The organism is Streptomyces galbus, assembly GCF_005280195.1.
Taxonomy (GTDB): domain Bacteria; phylum Actinomycetota; class Actinomycetes; order Streptomycetales; family Streptomycetaceae; genus Streptomyces; species Streptomyces galbus.
This window is the reverse complement of the sequence record NZ_SZPR01000019.1, coordinates 268584-285098: the sequence shown is the minus strand read 5'-3', so window position 1 is coordinate 285098 and position 16515 is coordinate 268584. Positions and strand designations below refer to the sequence as shown.

Here is a 16515-nt window from a genome sequence, read left to right as displayed (position 1 = left end):
CAGAACGTCGGAACGAAACGTCGGAACGGTGGAATCGAAGGAACGGCGAAGGAAGCAGAAGAGAGCAGGTCTCGTGTCAGGTCGGGTCAGGCCTGCCGGAGGTCCTCCAGGGTGACGGGCGTTCCGGGCAGGGCGGACGGGGCCGGGGCCCGCAGTCCGTCCAGGAACACCTGGAGATGGCGGTGGACGAACCGGTCCGCGCTCAGGCACCCCGTCCCCGCCGGCGGGCGGCTGAGCTGGGCCACCACGACCATGAGGTCGCCGGGCCCGACGTCCTCGCGGAGCTGTCCGGCCAGCCGGGCGCGCTCCATGAGCTGCTCGATGAGCTGCTCGACGCGGACCCGGGAGGCCTCCAGGTCGGGGTGGTTGACGTCGAAGGTGCTGGAGATCATCGGGCACAGCGCGGCGACTCGCTCGTCCGCGGACACGTGCACGAAGCGCTCCAGCGCCTCGAAGGCGTCCCCGGTCTCCTCGAGCGCCTGCCGGGCCGCCTGCGCCGTACGGTCCATGACCTGGCAGACGACCTCGCGCACCAGCGCGTCGCGGTCGGGGAAGTTGCGGTACACCGTGGCGTTGCCGACGCCGGCCCGGCGGGCGACCTCGTCGAGCGGGACGTAGGGCCCGAACTCGACGAACATCTCGCGGGCGGCGGTGACGATGCGCTCCCGGTTGCGCAGGGCGTCGGCGCGCGGCCGGGGTGCCTTGCGCTGGACGGGGGCGGTGGTCGTCACGGTGCACTCCTTGGTCGGTCGGTCGTGAGGTCTGCGTGATGCGTGTGTGAGGCCGGGTGACCTCTGTGGTGCCGCTGCGCCGGCGATCCGGGGAAGCCGTCCCCGTTTCGCGCGGACACAGGGCTAAACGGGGAAGGGGTCCCCGGTTATTTCCCGTCCGGGGACTTTTTTCGAATGTGATGCGGGTCACTCCCCGAACGCATGGCCGTGCATGGCCCGTGCAGGGGCCGCGCAGGACCCGGACCTCCGCCCGCTCCCCGCATACCGCCCGGTAACCCACGATCGGCTGCTCCAGCGCGCGTCCCGGCGTGTCGCGGCACAGGGTGATCGCAGGGGTGCAGCCGGTGACGGTGGCTGCCTGGAGCGAAGGGCACCTGCATGCAGCCGCAGCCGAGCAGCCGCCGCATACGCTCCCGGCGCGCCGCCGCGCTCGCCTCGGTGACACTGCTGACGCTGGCGGTCAGCACCGCCGCGGGCTCCGGCCGGCCGCCGACCGCGGGCCCCTCCGGCGCGGGCGCGGGCCCGGCGGTCTCCCCCGCCCGCGCCACCACCCTCGCCCCCTGCATGATCACGGGCGGCCCGGCCGTCCAGATGTCCGAGGGCGTCCCCACACCCGGCGGCTACGCACGCTCCACCGGCCGCGTGCGCGCCCTCAGCCTGATAATCGACTTCCCGGACGCGCCGGGCCAGGGGAACGCGCTGAACCGCTTCCACGAGTTCTTCCCCCAGACCCGGGAGTGGTTCCGCACGGCGTCGTACGGCCGCCTCGACTACGTCCCCGAGACACCGGTCCGCCACTGGCTGCGCATGCCGAAGCCGTTCCGCGCGTACGGCATAGAACGCGGCGCACCCTTCGAACCCGGCTACCGGCAACTCGTCCAGGACATCGTGGCCGCCGCGGACAGCGAGGTCGACTTCGCCTCGTACGACCTGCTGAACGTCCTGGTCACCCCCAACGCCGGCCCCTCCGCGCTGGACACCGTCCTGTCGGTGACGTTCGCCGGCAACGCGGACGCCCCCACCGCCGACGGGGTCCCGGTGGCGAACGCGTCCTTCGTCTACTCCCGCCAGGACGACGGCTCCGGCTCGTACGACAAGACCGGCTACCGCGTCCTCCCCCACGAGAACGGGCACGTCTTCGGCCTGCCCGACCTCTACACCCAGGAGGGCGGGGGCTCGGTCGGCCACTGGGACATCATGAGCGAGGACTGGGGGGCCGACAACGACCTGCTCGGCTGGCACAAGTGGAAGCTGGGCTGGCTGGACGACTCCCAGATCGGCTGCGCGGCGCACCCCGGGACGAGCGAGTACCGGCTGACCCCGCTCGCGGTGACCGGCGGCCCGAAGCTGGTGTTCGTCCCGCTGAGCGCCCGCAGCGGCTACGCGGTCGAGGTGCGCACCCACGCCGGCAACGACGAGGCGGTGTGCCGCCCGGGAGTCCTCATCTACCGCGTCGACGCCGACGTCGACACCGGCATGGGCCCGGTCACGGTCTACGACGCCCACCGCGACAGCGGCGGCTGCACCCGCAGCCCGAACGTCCACGCGGAGCTGTCGGACGCGCCGTTCGTCCCCGGCGAGACCTTCAAGGACCCGAAGGCCAAGGTGCGGATCGTGGTGGAGGGGGTGGAGGGGGACGGGGACTACCGGGTGCGGGTGGTTCGGGGCGGGGGGAGGTGAGGGGGGCCTGGGCGGGTGGTGGACGAGGACCGGAGGTCCTGGCACGTCCGCCGAGCGACGGATCGCCCGGACGGGGGCTTCACGGCGGTACCACGCCCCGAAGACGACTGGCCGGAGGGCGACTTCAAGGCCCGCGTGGAGGCCGGTGCTCCCTGGCCGTCCCGATCCGTGACCGCATGGGGAGGGCGGTGGCGTCCCTCGACACGGCGACCCACGTGGCACGCCGGTCGCGGCCGCTCCACCTGGGTCGCCCTGTCCTGACGCTCGCTGCACAGGGGTTCCCCTGCCCTGACCGCACCCCTGCCTCCGCCACTGATCCGGTACGCTGTGGACGTCACGCCCACACGCGCGACGCCTACGCCTTCGTAGCTCAGGGGATAGAGCACCGCTCTCCTAAAGCGGGTGTCGCAGGTTCGAATCCTGCCGGGGGCACCAGCGCAGAGGCCCCGGACCGATCATGGTCCGGGGCCTTTGACATCCACTTCTGACATCAACGCGGGCGGGACGGGGTGCATCCGGCGTGACGAGAGACGAGGGCCTCGACCGGTTGAGGCACCTGGCACGAACTCGGGCATTCGGACGCCACGTCGGCTCCGACCGCCTGATCCAGGCCGGCCTGGACGCTCTCCTGGCCGACGTCGATTCCCCGTCGCTTGCCCTCCTGGCCGGCCTGGGCCGCCGTGAGGAGCATGAGGCACAGGAGCTCTTCGACCACGTCGTGGACGAGCTGGGGTTGGGATTCGAGGTACCCGCGGATCCGATCGCCGCCAAGTGGGCCCTGGCCTACTGGCTGGCCGCTCAGATCGTTGACGGTTCCCTGGACCCGGCGACCGGTGCCGACCTCATATGGGCCGAAGCAGCGATGGAACTCGACTACCCCGACCGCCTGCAGCCGATCGTCGAATGTGCCATCCAGCTGGCCGACTGGAACGCCGATCGGAGCACTCCGCTGGAACAGCTCAAGGAAGAGGTCCTTGTCGCCGCCCGCACGCTCGTTGAGCACGGAGGGCCCGAGACCGACCTCTGAAAGGCCACGGAACCCCGGACTGTGGTCGGAGTGCCGTCGGCCGCCTGGCAGCGGAAGACCAGCGAGGCGATCAGGCCCGTCATGTTCTTCCGCGTCCTCGACGCACTCGACGCGGCGTCCCCGCCGGCCGTCCGCGCCCACGGTCGCTGGACCCGAGGCATCAAGACAGGAGGCAGGCCGCGCCGTAGAGGCGGCTCGCGCCGCGCCGTGCGCGGGCCTTGAACCAGCTGGCAGCACGGGCGCACGCGGACTGACCAGCCCCCACGGCGGAAAAGTCAGGAGCCCGATGTCACAGCCGTGCGGTAGAAAAGCCTTTCGGCCGCGGCGTCCACCACAGACACGTGGAGGCATCACAGCGCGGTTCTCGACACGTGCTTGGGGGGATCAATGTTCAGAAGACGGGCGGCCTGGGCCGCCATCGGCACCGTTGCAGTCCTATTGGCCGGCATCCCGGCGGCGAACGCCGCAGAGGGACAGGCTCCTGACGTCCGATGGGCGCACAGCGTCTCGGACGACCTCGGCACGCTGGCCGTCGGTATCAGCTCCGACAGCGCCATCACGGAGATCAGGGCCCACATCGTCTCCGATGCCACAGCCCAGGAGGTTGCCGTCGTGGAGAACGACGCGTTCGACCTCGTCTCCGGTACGCCCGACGACGGCGTGTGGCACACGAAGCAGCCTCTGGACCTTGCCGACCTGGGCAGCTACACCGTCCGGGTCGAGGCCACGGACAGTGACGGTGACCGCACCACCGACAACTCCGCGGGCAGTCTCACCTACTTCGTCACGCCGGTGTTCGAGGACGTGCGCACCGACCGCACGGAGGTCGACATCGACCACCGCCAGGTGCGTGTCGACGGCGTTCTGAGGGGCCGCTGGCCGGCGACCCGCGAGCTGAAGCCCCTGGCAGACCACCGGGTGGACCTCGACGTGGACTACTGGACGGAGAACACCGTCCGCACCGACGCGGAGGGACGCTTCTCCGGCACGGTCACCGTGAACGACGCGGTGCCGGTCCAAGCCGTCTACCGGCACGACAAACCCTACGTCCTGTACGGCGAGTCCCCGTTGCTCCAGATCGGCGTCCGGCAGGTAGCCACACGCTGGACCGTTCAGGCCCCGGCGCAGGCCCAGACGATCGACTACGGGCAACAGGTCACTTTCACGGCGACGTTGGAGCGCGAGACCCCGCAGGGGTGGCTGCCCTTCGAGGGCCAGAGCGGTGGAGTGCTCTTCGAACCCTCCGCAGAGGGCAGTCAGTTCGAGAGCGTCGGCTACTTCACGACGGGCGAGGACGGCAAGGTCACCTTCACCCACGCCCCGTGGCAGACCGGCAGCTTCCACGTGGCGTCGCACAGTGACGACCCCTTCATCGCCTCCGCCTCCGCGAACAGTGCCAAGATCACCGTTCTGCGTGCCTCGGTCTTCACCTCCTTCTCGGCCGCCCGTACACAGAGCCACGGCGTGCACGTCGAGGGCGCGATGGACTTCCCCGACGGTTGGACACCCGCCACCATCCTGGTGCACGTCCAGTACTCGCCCAACGGCAAGCAGTGGACGGACGTACGCACGGCGGAGGCCTACTGGAGCGGTGACGGTTACGCCTTCTCGGCCGACATCCCCCATGCGAGGAACGGCACCTATCGCGCGCACTTCGAGGCGACCGATTCGTTCCGTGCAGCGACGTCGGAGACCGTGAAGGTGACGGGCTGACGGGCTGACGGGCTGACGGGCTGACGGGCTGACGGGCTGACGGCAACGACGCCGGACGGGGGCGTGCACCTGCGCCTCCGTCCGGCCGCCGCACCAGTCGGAGCGGACTCGGAACGTACTTCTGAGGCGGGTGTCGCAGGTTATCTAACGCGTCGGTACCGGCGCGACCGGGCGGACCGCGGTGAAGTCCGGGTGCTCGTAGCGGGTGGCCGACAGCAACAGCAGCCACTCGTCGCAGCCCTGCCACGGGGACAGATCGCCGGCGCCTCCGCGCACCACCCGCCGCCCGTCCCCGGTGCGGGGGCGGGCGTCCGTGGGGGCGTTCGTGTAGCCGGGGATCCACACGTCGGCGCAGATCTCGTTCGACGACCCCATCGCCGCCAGTCCGAAGGCGTTCTCAGCCGCGGCGGTGCGTGCCTCGTCGGCGAAGTCGTCCAGCACCTGGTCCTCGTCGGGCTTCTTGTTTCCGCGGAAGGTCAGGGTGGTCGTGCCGGCCCGAGCCGCGTACTCCCACTCCGCCTCGCTGGGCAGCCGGAAGGGCAACGCGGCCAGCAGGTCGTCCAACTCGTCCTCGATCCGGGCCGTGCCCGTGTCCGAGTCGGCGAAGCTGTCCTCGTACTCGGGCAGCCAGTGCCGTACCTGTGCCACCGTGAGCGGGTGTCGGGCGATCAGGAACGGTGCGACCACCACCTCCCGCACCGGCTGGGCCTGGACAGCGCCGGCGTAGAACGTCCGGAGGTCGTCTTCGGCCCCGCCGGACCGCTCGATGGCACGCACCGCGTCCAGTTCCCCGTCGGACAGGCCCATCCGGAACGTCCCACCGGGAACGGCGCGGAAGACCACCCCGGAGGAGGTGTGCCGCCATGCCGGCCGTCCGGCCACTGTCTCCTGATCCCACATGGTGCCGGACGCTAGCAGCGGGGCGTCCCCGTGACGCAGTCGGCCGGGGCGTTGACGGGCCGTGGTGCGCTGCTGCGCCTCGTTGACAGACTGTGCTGCATGACGCAGTCCGTGGATCAGCCTCTCACCCCTCGCCCCATGCGTCCGCTCAGCGGGGACGAGTCAGTGGTCGGCGTCCCGGGGGCGACCGTGCTCGACTTCTGGCGGTTCGCCATGCCGGACCTCCGCATGAACAACACACGCGGTCTGTTCGCCGAGTTCCTCGTCCACCAGGCGATCGGGTCCCACCGACCCCGCCTGGAATGGGCCAGTCACGACGTCGAGACCGACGACGGACTGCGCATCGAAGTCAAGGCCGCCGCCTACCTGCAAGCCTGGGAGCAGCGCACACCTTCCCCGATCCGCTTCACCGGCCTGCGCGCTCGCACGTGGTCGCCCGAGGGCGGCTACTCGGAAGTGAAGTCCTACAACGCCGACGTCTACGTGTTCGCCGTCCAGACCGCTCGTGAGCACGCTGCCTACGACCCCCTCGACACCGCCCAGTGGGAGTTCTACGTCCTCCCCCGTCCGGCCCTCGTCGAACTGGGCTCGGACAGCATCGGTCTGGGCGCGGTCCGTGCGGCTGCCGGTCCGCCGGTGTCCTTCGCGCAGTTGCACGGCTCCATCCGGTCGGCCGACCCCCGCCGCGACGGCGACGTCGCCGACGGTTGACGGGCGCCGCCGTGCCCCGGCCCCGCCTCGCCCGGCTGAGCCGACGGCTGCGCGCCCCGGGGCTCACGGGGTTCGGGGCGCGCCTTCGTGGAGGGTCAGGAGACGTTCGCTCGGTACGAGTCGCCCACGAAGCCGTCCGTGTAGGTGACGTACTTCGGGGTGAAGGTGGTCCTGCCCGTGACCGTGCCGGAGATGTTCTCGCCCGGGGCCAGCTTCACCGTGTCGATCTGGCGGTCGTCCGCGGCCAGTTCGTGCGTGTGCTTCGTGCCGTCGGTGTCCGTGATGGTGAAGAAGAGGGGGTTCACGTCGAGGGGCTCGTCGCCCTTGTTGGTGAGGGTGACCAGCACGCTGGTGTAGTCGCCGTCGCTCGCCAGGATGCTCTTCGAGAAGGCCGTCTTCCGCGCTTTCAGCGTCACCGATGACGTCGCCTCGGCGTCGTCCTGCTTCGGCACGTCGTCCGCCGTCCTGCCGGCGTCCGGAACCGTGGCTGGGGCACTGCTGCTCGTCTTGTCGTCCTTGCCGCCGCCTCCGCCCGCGGCCACTCCGATGACGCCGATGAGCACGACCAGACCGATCACGCCCGCGCAGCCCAGGCCGATGACCTTGCCGGCGTTGGTCTTCTTCGGCGGTTGGGAAGGGGGGCCGTAGCCGCCCGGCGGCCAGGCGGGCTGGTTCGGGTCGTGCGGGTGGTGCGGGTGCTGCTGGTTCATGTGCTGTCCCCCGTGGGGTCGGTCGAAGCTTGCCGTGTACGACCCGTGCCGAAGGGGCGGCAGTTGCAGTACGGGGTTGGGTTCACCCGATCGGGGAGCCGCGGGCCCACATGCGAGGGGCCCCTCCCGCTCGTTGGCTGGAGGGGCCCCGGACGACTGGGCTCAGGGCGTGGCTACTTGAGGTAGACCAAGCCGTCCGTCGTGATCGTCGGGCGGCCGGCCGTCGCTGCCACCACGATCTTGATCGTGTGCTTCGCGCTCATCGACCAGGTCTTCGTCCAGATCGCCTGGCGGTAGAGCGTGGTCGTCGACTTGAGGTCGACCGTGGAGGTCTTCACGCCGTCCACGTAGACGTACGCCTGGCCGCAGGTCGAGGCGCGGGAGACCACCCAGGAGGCCGAGCGGCCCGTGAACGTCCAGCTCAGGGTGGCGTTCTTGGTGGCGCTGGAGTACGACTTGCCGCCCAGGTAGCTGGTGGAGCTGCGCGCCGTCCACGTGCCCGTCTTCGTCGCCGACGTCTCCTGGAGGATCAGCGGGGTGTAGGAGGGCGAGGAGGTGGCGTAGTTGCCGGCGTAGTCGTAGGCGCGCATCGACCAGACCGACGCCGCGCCGGGCTTGGCGGTGCGGCTGGAGCTGGTGACCGTCGGGCCGAAGGTGGCCGCCGTCGGGGTCAGCAGACGCACCGAGCTGAGCGCGGCGTTGTCGGTGGCCTTCCAGGACAGGGTGACCGGGACCGCCGTCGTGCTGACCGTGCCCGTGCGCAGCGCGAGCTTCGGGGTGGTGGAGAAGGTTGGGACGGTGGTCTCCGCCACCACCTTCAGCGCGGCCGTCACCGTCGTCTTGCCGGAGATGTGCACCGCCCGTACCGCCACGGAGTGCGTGCCAAGCGGCAGGGTGGCCGGGACGGACGTGGCCGTGCCGGGGGCCGTCGCCGTGACCTTGCCGTCGACCAGCAGCTCGATCCGGGAGATCAGCGCGCCCGGCGTGGTCGTCGTCCAGCCGACCTTCACGGCGCCCTTGGTGTAGTACGTCGTGCCCGACAGGGTCGCGCTGCCGACCGAGGTGACCTTCAGGCCCTGCACCGGGCCGGACGCCAAGCTGCGGATCCTGGGCAGCTGGTCGTAGAGGAGGCCGCCCGGGCACAGGGTGTTGTAGCCGTCGCGGTGGCCGGAGATCCGCTGGAACGTGTATGACGTACCCGCGGTGAAGTCGGTGCCGCCGAGGTTCTTCTGCGTGGCGCCCGCGACGAGCTGGGTCGTGCCGGCCGGGTCGGCGCCGTACTGGCCGAGCTTCCAGGCCGCCAGGCGGGCGATGGAGGTCAGCGCGGCGTCGGTCGCGGAGGTCTGGGTGTAGTCGCCGATGACGGCGACGGCCGTGGCCTCACGGTTCCAGCCGTAGGTGTGCGCGCCGAGCACCGGGAGGTCGACGCCGCCCTTGCGGCCCTCGAAGAGGGTGCCGCACTTGTCGACGAGGAAGTTGTAGCCGAGGTCCTTCCAGCCGCTGACCTGCACGTGGTACGCGTAGATGCTGCGCACGATCGCGGGTGACTGGTCGCAGGTGTAGTCGTTGGTGCCGTCCGTGTGGTGGACGAACAGCGCCTTGACGTCCGCGTTGTACTCCGGCGCCTCCGGGCTGATCGACTCGTCGGCGCCCCAGCCGGTCCGCGAGACGATCTCCGGCCTCGGGGCGGTGGACGGCGGTGCGGTCGGAACCGTGGCGGTGGGGCTGGGGGTGGCGCCCGGGGACGCGGACGTGCCGGCCGAGGAACCCGGGGTCTCCTCCGGCGAGCTCTCCGACGGGCTCGGGGACGTCGACTGGCCGTCCGTCGGGGAGGGGGACGTGGTGGTCCCGGGGTCCGTGGAAGGATCCGTCGACGGGTCCGTGGGCGTCGAGGGGGACGGGTCCGTGCCGTCCAGGGCGAAGCCGGCCGGCTCGGTGCCAGTGTCGGTGGCTGTGCCTGTGTCGTCCGGCTCGGTCTCGGCGTCGGTCACCACGCCCGGGTCGACCAGGTTGACCTCGATGCCCCGCGGGAGGGGGGTGGTGGTGCCGTTCTTGCGCACCACCTGGACCTGGACCCCGTCGGACGGGCCGACCCAGACCGGCTCGGAGGCGCCGCGCACCCTCGGGCCCGGCTTCTCCAGCGGGTCCGCGTTCAGGTCGAGGTCGTGCCAGGCGGACCAGTCGCCGGTCTCCACGCTGCGGGTGCGCACCTGCGCGGTGCCGTGCAGGCGCTTGGCCGCGCCGGCCCAGGTGACGCCCAGCAGGGAGAACTGCTTGGTGCCCGTGCGGGTCAGGTCGCGGCGGTCGCCGCCGGTGCCCTGGAGCGCCAGGTCGTAGACCTTCACCGGCCGCTTCGGCAGCGCCCCGTCGTCATGGCCGGAGGGGCTCGCCACGGCGTACGTCACCGCTCCCCCGCCGCCCAGCACCACCGCCCCCAGCGTCAGCCAGGCCCGTTTCCTCAGGCTCAGCGGTCTACGCGGGCAGGTGTCTCACCGCTCCGTGTGCGGTGCCAACTACCTCGCGGGCGACGCCTCGTTGAGCCCCTGCGAGTCCTACGGCACGGAGGAGTTCTTGATGATCGAGCAGCGGACGCAGGAGTCGTCGGGGGCGGAGGGGCGAGCCGCGTCGGTGGCGGGCGGCATGGGATTCCTCGGAGGGTTCGCCACTGGGATCGGCTTCTTCGCGTTCTTCCCCGGGTTGCCCCATGTCGTCGACTGGGGGGCGATCCTCGTGGCGGTCGGGGTGGGGGGGCTCGTGCGGTGGGGGGTGCGGTGGTGGGTCGGGCGGTGAGGGGTCAGGTGCGGGTCCTCAGGGCCAGGGTCGTGGTCGCTGCCATCGAGGCGAGGGCCAGGAGGGTCATCGCCGTGGCGGGGGACGTGAGTTGGGCTGTTGCTCCCGCTGCCGTCGCGCTCAGGCCCTGGCAGGTGAGCATGCCCGCCGAGTGCAGGCCCAGGGCGTGGCCGCCGAGTTCGGGTGGGGTGAGGGCCATGAGGCGTTCCTGCTGGACCAGGCTCGCGCCGAAGCCGATCGAGGCGAGGCCCGCGCACAGGGCGGCCAGGGGCAGGGGTGGGTGCAGGGCGAAGAGGGTGTAGGGGGTGGCGAGGAGCAGGAGCAGGGGGGTGGCGAGGCGGCGGCGGGTCGTCGGGGGCAGGAGGCGGCCCACGGTGAGGTCGCCGGCCAGCATGCCGAGTGCCGCGCAGGCGAACAGCGTGCCCGCGGCGCCGGGTTCGTACGACACGAAGAGCGATTCGCAGCCGACGACCAGACCGTTGGGGAGCCACAGGCCGAGGTAGGTGAGGCGGCGGGGCCGGGACGACCACAGGACGCGATTGGTGCGCCAGGTCTCGGCGGGGGTGGGGCGGCCCTCGGTGCGCGGCGGGCGCGGGGTGAGGCCCAGGCGGGTCACCGCGGCTGCGACGAGGTAGAGGACGGCGCCCAGGAGGAGGGTCGGACGGGGGGCGAGGGTGGTGAGGAGAGCGCCGCCGGCGGCGTAGCCGGCGATCTGGGTGAGGCCGGACATCATGTTGAAGACCGAACGGCCGGGCAGATAGCCGTCGTCGGGCAGGAGCTCGTGGAGCAGGCCCCAGCGGACGCCGCCGCCCAGCGCCGCGACGAGGCCCTGGACGAGGACGACCAGGAACAGCGACCACAGCGGGAGACCCGGGGCCGCGAGGACCGTCGTGCCGAGGGCGAAGGTCGCCGAGATGCCGGTCAGCGTGGCCCGCGGGGAGAGGCGGTCGGCGCCCGACAGGAGGACCGTGGCGCCGAGCACCTGGGCGAGGGACGGACCGAACATGCTCAGCGCCGACAGCAGCGGGGAGTCGGTGGCGTCGTAGACGAGGGTGCCGAGTGCCAGGCCGGTGAGGGTCTGGGCGGCGGTGTGGGCCGCGGAGGAGAGGAAGAGGGGGGTGAACTCGGGGGTGCGGAACAGGTCCGCGTAGCGGGGGCGGTGGTCGGTGGGGGCGCTGGAGTCGGGGGTGCGGGGGGCGGTGGGGGTCGGCTTCTGCGTGGGCATGGTCGGAGTGTGGGTGGGGGGTGCGGGGGGTCGTTAACGTTTCGCGTGGGGGCGAAAGGTCGGATCCTCCGAATCATGTCGGTCGCGCCGGTCGCGCCGGTCACGTGCGGTGGGGGTTCTCGTGGGGTGGTGGCAGGTCGACGCGGACACCGTGGCGCGCAGCCGGTTCGTGGTGTCGTCGTACGCGGAGGTCTTCGCGAGCCTGAAGCTGCTCCACTCGGGGGTGGGGGCGCACCCCGGGGAGGTGGGGTGGCTGCGGGCGCACCTGCCGGACTTCCGGGCGTTGCTCGCGGCGGATCCCGTGGGCCGGGAGCTGGTGCGGGTAGGGCTCGGGCGGGACTGGATCGCGGACTTCCTGACGCCCACGCCCCGGGACGGGGAGCCGTGCGAGGAGGCGCTGGAGCGGGTGCGGGGGGTGTCAGGGGAGGCTGCCCGGGCCCATCTGCGTACGGCTGCGCGCGGTGGGGAGCTGCCGGGGATGCTCGAACGTGACGATCTCGGCGAGCGGGCCGCTCGGGTGCTGGAGTGGGTGTGGGAGGAGACCGTACGGCCGTACTGGGGGCGGCGCCGGCGGGTGCTGGAGGCCGACGTGGCCGCGCGGACGGCGCAGGTGAGCCGGGGCGGGTGGGCGGAGGTGCTGGACTCGTTGCGGCCGGGGACGCGGTGGCTCGGGGAGAGCCGGTTCCAGGTGAACCTGCACGAGTACCCGCCCCGCGACGTCTGCGGGGCGGAGCTGGTGTTCGTGCCGGTGACCGCCCGGGCGGGGTGGGTGTCCTGGGAGGAGCCGGAGCGGGAGGGCGAACGGGCGCGGTTCGCCGTGGTGTACCCGTGCGTGGGGGCGCTGGCCGGGGTGGAGCAGGGCGCCGGGACCGTCGGGGCGGGGCTGGAGGCGCTGATGGGGGCGGGGCGGGCGCGGGTGCTGGTGCTGCTGGGGGTTCCGCTGACGACGACGCAGCTCGTGGCGGTGACGGGGATGGCGCTCGGGTCGGTGGGGCGGCACCTGCGGGTGCTGCTGGACGCGGGGCTGGTGGAGCGGCGGCGGGTGGGGCGGGCGGTGCGGTATTCGCGGACGGGGGTGGGGGATGCGGTGGTGGGGGCGGGGGCCGGGGAACGGGGGTGAGGGTGGCTGGCCGTCGGCGTCGTGGTCGTCCGGGGGTGGGTCGCGCGGCCCGGCGCTGACGGGGTGCCGCCGCGCCCGCCCGTGCCGCCCTGCGGCACGACTGTCCGCGGGTACGGGAGCGGGACGGCCCGTGTGCGGCCCTCGGGCTAGCATCCGCGCATGACTACTGATGCTTCCTCCTCCCCCCTCGACGTGCGGATCGGTGCTCTGAAGGGCGGGGACGCCGAGCTGTCGCAGTACGACGGGAAGGTCGTCCTCGTCGTGAACGTCGCGTCCAAGTGCGGGCTCACCCCCCAGTACACGGCGCTGGAGCGGATCCACGAGCAGTACGCCGACCGTGGCTTCACCGTGCTCGGGGTGCCGTGCAACCAGTTCCTCGGGCAGGAGCCCGGTTCCGCCGAGGAGATCGCCGAGTTCTGCTCGGCCACTTACGGCGTGACCTTCCCGCTGACCGAGAAGGTCGACGTGAACGGCGACGGCCGGCACCCGCTCTACGCCCGCCTCGTCGACGTCGCCGACGCCGAGGGGCACACCGGTGACATCCGCTGGAACTTCGAGAAGTTCCTCGTCGGCCGGGACGGCAGCGTCGTCGCGCGCTTCGCCCCGCGGACCGAGCCCGACGCCCCCGAGGTGCTGGCCGCGATCGAGGCGCAGCTCGGCTGAGTCGGGTCCGGGCACAAGCCGAGCCCTCTCGGCAAGGACGGCGAACTGGTCGAGAGGGCTCCGGGTGATGCTTGTGCAGTTGTGCGTGCAGTTGTGCGTGCATGCAATGGTGCGTACGGCGGTGCGTGCACGTGTCGTGCGGTGGTGCGCGCAGGGAGACCCGCTACGCCTTGACCGAGGCCACGAACTTGTTCCACGCGGCGGCCGGGAAGCCGAGGGTGGGGCCCTCGGTGACCTTGGAGTCACGGACGGCCATGGCCCCGACGACCGGCGACTTGATCTCGACGCAGGCGCCGTTGCCGGTGGAGTACGAGGACTTGGTCCACGTGTCCGTGCTGCCCTGACGAATTGCCATTTCTGCTCCGTATTGCCTGTGAGGGGAGTTGCTCGGTTCGCGCCAACCCTGTTGCTTCGGTGGCGTGATCGACGCTACTCGCCCGCCCTCCCGGACGGAGCAGTGATTCACTCGACTGGATGGCATATTCCAGTGGAGCCTTCCGCCGCGGACTGGAGAGGGTGTACGGTTCGCCGCCCTCCGACTTGATCCGCTCGGGGCGCCCTAGCGCGCGTACTGCTTGGCGGCGTCCGCGATGAACTGGCGGGACTGCTCCACGTTCAGCGCCTGGGCACGCAGGTGCTCGTACATCACGCTGTACTTCTGCACGTCGTTCGGCTTCTCCAGGTACAGGTCGCTGGTGACGCCCTCGATGTAGACGACGCTGGAGTCGGACGCGTCCGGGAACTCCAGGATCGCGTACTGGCCGTTGAGGCCGGGGTGCGCGCCCATCTCGAACGGGATGACCTGCACGGTGACGTGCGGCAGTTGCGACTGCTCGACCAGGAACTCGAGCTGCTCGCGCATCAGTTCCCTGTTCCCGACCACCCGGCGCAGCGCCGCCTCGTCGAGGACCGTCCACAGGCGCAGCGGGTTGTCGGGGCTGGAGATGCGTTCCTGCCGGCGCATCCGCACCTGCACCCGCTTCTCCACCTCGGCCTGCGCGGTCTCCGGCAGGGCGCCCGCGATCAGCGCCTCCGCGTACTGCCGGGTCTGCAGGAGGCCGGGCACGACCTGGGGGTCGTAGACGCGCAGGCTCGCCGCGTCGGTCTCCAGGCCGATGTAGACGCTGTAGGGGACGTCGCCGAAGGCGTGCCACCAGCCCTGCTGGCGGGAGTCCTTGGCCATCTGCATCAGCGAGTCGACGATGCGCTGGTCCTCGACCTCGTACACCCCGCACAGGTCGCGCACGTCGCGCTGGCTGATGCTGCGCCGGCCGTTCTCCAGGCGGCTGATCTTCGACTGCGACACCAGGAGGCGCTCGGCGACCTCCTCGGCCGTCATGCCCTTGAGTTCGCGGAGCCGGCGCAGCTCCTGGCCCAACCGGCGTCGCCGGACGGTGGGGTTGACACTGGACGCCACGGGACGTGCACCTCCGCTGTGTACCTGACGTGACACTTTGCGTATCTGCTGTTGAGCAGACTGCCACCAAGGTCCGCGCCAGCGCTGGAAAATGGTGGATATGCGGTCGGTACGCGCCGGTTCGGGCAGGAGAAACCCTTCTTCCCCCACCTGCGGCCGCCCCTACATGCCTCCGCGCGGGACGCCGTCGCCGTTCGCGGTGCGAACGGTTCCGGCGCCCCGCGCGGACGCGGCGGCTCCCGAACGGGTCCTCAGGTGTCGCGGCTGCGGCTCAGTGCGCCACGACGCGTGCCATGGAGCCGCGGAGCGGTTGCGTCGGGACGCCCCGCGCCGGTTCCGGCACCGCCCTGCCTCCGGCACCGGCGGGCTGCCGGCCGGCGGGTGCCGGCGGGGCACCCCGGCGCGGCTGTGCCACGGCGCCGTTCTGGACGTCCATCACGGCGTGCGCCACGAGTCCGCCCATCGGGTCGTGCCGGATCAGGTCCCGCAGCCGGGAGCGGGACGAGCGTCCCTCGTTGCCCGGATACAGGTGCTTGCCGAGACCGACCGCGTGGGCCAGGGCGGCGAGTGCCGCCGTCCTCGGGTCCGGCGGCACGCCGGTGCGGATCGCCGAGTCCAGCCGGGCCCTGATCTCCCGGCTGATCGCGGTGTCCGTCGCCTGGTAGCGCGTCGTCGGCAACACCCCGCACATCTGGCCCTCGACGGCATGCACCATGCCGCACCGTTCCAGGTGTGAGAGGTAGATCTGGCGGAGGCCCAGTCGTGGTCCTCCGATCCAGTGGACCGCCCGCACCGGAGCGCCGCGCCTTCGCAGCAACTCCAACGCGCAGTCCAAGGTCGGATCTCCTGTCGGCCGTGGCACTACCACGGCGATACGATCCCCGTCTGGGGCTATCCGTCCGGCCAGCGCCAGCTCCACTAGCTGTGCTCCGGCCAGACCGAGGTCGAGCGACTGCGGCTGTGCAGTGGTACCCGTGGCCGGGTCCAGTGCCAGCAACAGAAGCTCCTCCGGAAGTGTTCTGCGGCTCCTGCCCATCCATGCCTCCCCGCGTGGATGAATGACAGGGTGACCCCTCTCACATTGGTCTGTCGAGGGTGCGTGACCTGTTTGTGAGGGAACCGGCAGGTATGTCGTTCTCGTCTACCGCTTGAGTCAGGCGCGCACACAGGACACTGGTACACGGTTCGGACAGCTCGGTGGAGCAGTGGTCCGGCAGGCGGTACACCCTACGAAGCGGCCGTTGTGCGGGTCGTACGGGAACGTAATCGAGGAGGCATCGGTGGCGGGCGAGTCCCCCGACAGGTCGAAGCAGCGCGAGTCGTCGGCAGAACCGACGTCGGGGAGTGCGGGGCCGGTTCCCGAGGCGCGGGAAGCGCGGGATCCGCGGATGGCTGTGGCCCGGGAGTCCGCCGGGGCGCGCGGCGGTGTGGACACGGCCACCCGGGTGTTCTCGGTGCGGGACGTGACCGAGGAGGAGACGGGGGCGTCCGAGGACGCGGAGACGGTGGAGGCGGTGGAGACGGTGGACGCCCCGGACGCCGGCGAGGCGGCCGGGTCCGCCGCGTCCGCCGCGTCCACGGGCCCCGACGGGGCCGGGAGCGCCGGGCGGGACGTCGAGGGCGCCTCCGGCCGCTCGGACGGCACCGAGGAGGGCCCGGGGGGCACTGAGGGCCCCGAGGGGGCGCAGGACGCCACCGAGGGCGCTGAGGGACGGCCGGAGGACGGCGACGGGGCCGCCGGGACGGACGCCGAGGGAGAGACCGACGCGGAAGCGGCCCCCGAGGGCGACACGGCGGGCGACCAGGCGAGCGACGCGACGAGCGACGC

Annotated in this window: 15 protein-coding genes, 1 tRNA gene and 2 pseudogenes; 9 read left to right on the top strand and 9 right to left on the bottom strand. The window is 71.7% G+C overall.

The window, feature by feature from the left end:
- Positions 1-86: 86 nt before the first annotated feature.
- Positions 87-731 carry a TetR/AcrR family transcriptional regulator gene (locus tag E4U92_RS24590; protein WP_137302624.1) on the bottom strand — a complete coding sequence of 215 codons (645 nt, stop codon included), beginning with the start codon at positions 729-731 and terminating at the stop codon, positions 87-89.
- Positions 732-1109: 378 nt separating this feature from the next.
- Between E4U92_RS24590 and E4U92_RS24585 the strand changes: the two genes are divergently transcribed.
- From E4U92_RS24585 to E4U92_RS24575, 3 genes are all read left to right on the top strand, one after another.
- The gene (locus E4U92_RS24585; protein ID WP_137302623.1) at positions 1110-2411 is read left to right on the top strand and encodes a M6 family metalloprotease domain-containing protein; all 1302 of its coding nucleotides are present in this window, start codon (positions 1110-1112) and stop codon (positions 2409-2411) included.
- A 359-nt stretch (positions 2412-2770) separates the two neighbouring features.
- Positions 2771-2846: transfer RNA gene (locus E4U92_RS24580), tRNA-Arg, on the top strand.
- Between the two features lie 85 nt (positions 2847-2931).
- Positions 2932-3438: a hypothetical protein gene (locus E4U92_RS24575; RefSeq protein ID WP_137302622.1), complete on the top strand. Its 507-nt coding sequence runs from the start codon at positions 2932-2934 to the stop codon at positions 3436-3438.
- A 20-nt stretch (positions 3439-3458) separates the two neighbouring features.
- Here E4U92_RS24575 and E4U92_RS24570 read toward each other — a convergent pair.
- Positions 3459-3527: pseudogene (locus E4U92_RS24570) on the bottom strand (NUDIX hydrolase); the annotation flags it as partial.
- A gap of 298 nt (positions 3528-3825) precedes the next feature.
- Here E4U92_RS24570 and E4U92_RS24565 point away from each other — a divergent pair.
- Entirely contained in the window at positions 3826-5151 is a 1326-nt protein-coding gene (locus E4U92_RS24565; RefSeq protein ID WP_137302621.1) for a hypothetical protein, read from the top strand.
- 144 nt (positions 5152-5295) lie between these two features.
- Here E4U92_RS24565 and E4U92_RS24560 read toward each other — a convergent pair whose 3' ends face one another.
- Positions 5296-6051, bottom strand: a complete 756-nt coding sequence (locus E4U92_RS24560; RefSeq protein ID WP_137302620.1) for a formylglycine-generating enzyme family protein — start codon at positions 6049-6051, stop codon at positions 5296-5298.
- Between the two features lie 138 nt (positions 6052-6189).
- On the opposite strand from E4U92_RS24560, the gene E4U92_RS24555 reads away from it, so the two are divergent.
- Positions 6190-6762, top strand: coding sequence for a hypothetical protein (locus E4U92_RS24555; RefSeq protein ID WP_137302619.1), 573 nt, complete (start codon positions 6190-6192; stop codon positions 6760-6762).
- A 95-nt stretch (positions 6763-6857) separates the two neighbouring features.
- Here the strand turns inward: E4U92_RS24555 and E4U92_RS24550 are convergent, their stop codons facing one another.
- On the bottom strand, positions 6858-7472 hold the full coding sequence (locus tag E4U92_RS24550; protein ID WP_137302618.1) for a DUF4352 domain-containing protein: 615 nt from the start codon (positions 7470-7472) through the stop codon (positions 6858-6860).
- Positions 7473-7645: 173 nt separating this feature from the next.
- Entirely contained in the window at positions 7646-9901 is a 2256-nt protein-coding gene (locus E4U92_RS24545; RefSeq protein WP_229862536.1) for a peptidoglycan recognition protein family protein, read from the bottom strand.
- A 55-nt stretch (positions 9902-9956) separates the two neighbouring features.
- Here E4U92_RS24545 and E4U92_RS24540 point away from each other — a divergent pair, with 55 nt between their 5' ends.
- Positions 9957-10262, top strand: a complete 306-nt coding sequence (locus tag E4U92_RS24540; RefSeq protein WP_137302616.1) for a hypothetical protein — start codon at positions 9957-9959, stop codon at positions 10260-10262.
- Between the two features lie 4 nt (positions 10263-10266).
- Here E4U92_RS24540 and E4U92_RS24535 read toward each other — a convergent pair whose 3' ends face one another.
- Positions 10267-11487, bottom strand: a complete 1221-nt coding sequence (locus tag E4U92_RS24535; RefSeq protein ID WP_137302615.1) for an MFS transporter — start codon at positions 11485-11487, stop codon at positions 10267-10269.
- A gap of 121 nt (positions 11488-11608) precedes the next feature.
- Between E4U92_RS24535 and E4U92_RS24530 the strand changes: the two genes are divergently transcribed.
- Both E4U92_RS24530 and E4U92_RS24525 read left to right on the top strand, forming a co-directional pair.
- Positions 11609-12607, top strand: coding sequence for an ArsR/SmtB family transcription factor (locus E4U92_RS24530; protein ID WP_137302614.1), 999 nt, complete (start codon positions 11609-11611; stop codon positions 12605-12607).
- A 159-nt stretch (positions 12608-12766) separates the two neighbouring features.
- Positions 12767-13270: a glutathione peroxidase gene (locus tag E4U92_RS24525; RefSeq protein WP_137302613.1), complete on the top strand. Its 504-nt coding sequence runs from the start codon at positions 12767-12769 to the stop codon at positions 13268-13270.
- Between the two features lie 163 nt (positions 13271-13433).
- Here E4U92_RS24525 and E4U92_RS24520 read toward each other — a convergent pair whose 3' ends face one another.
- The 3 genes from E4U92_RS24520 to E4U92_RS24510 form a co-directional block, all read right to left on the bottom strand.
- Positions 13434-13625 carry a DUF397 domain-containing protein gene (locus E4U92_RS24520; RefSeq protein ID WP_067234134.1) on the bottom strand — a complete coding sequence of 64 codons (192 nt, stop codon included), beginning with the start codon at positions 13623-13625 and terminating at the stop codon, positions 13434-13436.
- A gap of 204 nt (positions 13626-13829) precedes the next feature.
- The gene (locus E4U92_RS24515; RefSeq protein ID WP_137302612.1) at positions 13830-14687 is read right to left on the bottom strand and encodes a helix-turn-helix domain-containing protein; all 858 of its coding nucleotides are present in this window, start codon (positions 14685-14687) and stop codon (positions 13830-13832) included.
- Between the two features lie 271 nt (positions 14688-14958).
- Positions 14959-15723, bottom strand: coding sequence for a GOLPH3/VPS74 family protein (locus E4U92_RS24510; protein ID WP_137302611.1), 765 nt, complete (start codon positions 15721-15723; stop codon positions 14959-14961).
- 352 nt (positions 15724-16075) lie between these two features.
- Here E4U92_RS24510 and E4U92_RS36000 point away from each other — a divergent pair.
- Positions 16076-16515: pseudogene (locus E4U92_RS36000) on the top strand (D-alanyl-D-alanine carboxypeptidase); the annotation flags it as partial.

Bases quoted from the DNA above. Each gene is read 5' to 3' on its own strand.
- E4U92_RS24585 (WP_137302623.1), top strand. From the start codon at position 1,110: ATGCAGCCGCAGCCGAGCAGCCGCCGCATACGCTCCCGGCGCGCCGCC.
- E4U92_RS24565 (WP_137302621.1), top strand. From the start codon at position 3,826: ATGTTCAGAAGACGGGCGGCCTGGGCCGCCATCGGCACCGTTGCAGTC.
- E4U92_RS24560 (WP_137302620.1), bottom strand. From the start codon at position 6,051: ATGTGGGATCAGGAGACAGTGGCCGGACGGCCGGCATGGCGGCACACC.
- E4U92_RS24555 (WP_137302619.1), top strand. From the start codon at position 6,190: ATGCGTCCGCTCAGCGGGGACGAGTCAGTGGTCGGCGTCCCGGGGGCG.
- E4U92_RS24550 (WP_137302618.1), bottom strand. From the start codon at position 7,472: ATGAACCAGCAGCACCCGCACCACCCGCACGACCCGAACCAGCCCGCC.
- E4U92_RS24535 (WP_137302615.1), bottom strand. From the start codon at position 11,487: ATGCCCACGCAGAAGCCGACCCCCACCGCCCCCCGCACCCCCGACTCC.
- E4U92_RS24525 (WP_137302613.1), top strand. From the start codon at position 12,767: ATGACTACTGATGCTTCCTCCTCCCCCCTCGACGTGCGGATCGGTGCT.
- E4U92_RS24520 (WP_067234134.1), bottom strand. From the start codon at position 13,625: ATGGCAATTCGTCAGGGCAGCACGGACACGTGGACCAAGTCCTCGTAC.
- E4U92_RS24510 (WP_137302611.1), bottom strand. From the start codon at position 15,723: ATGGGCAGGAGCCGCAGAACACTTCCGGAGGAGCTTCTGTTGCTGGCA.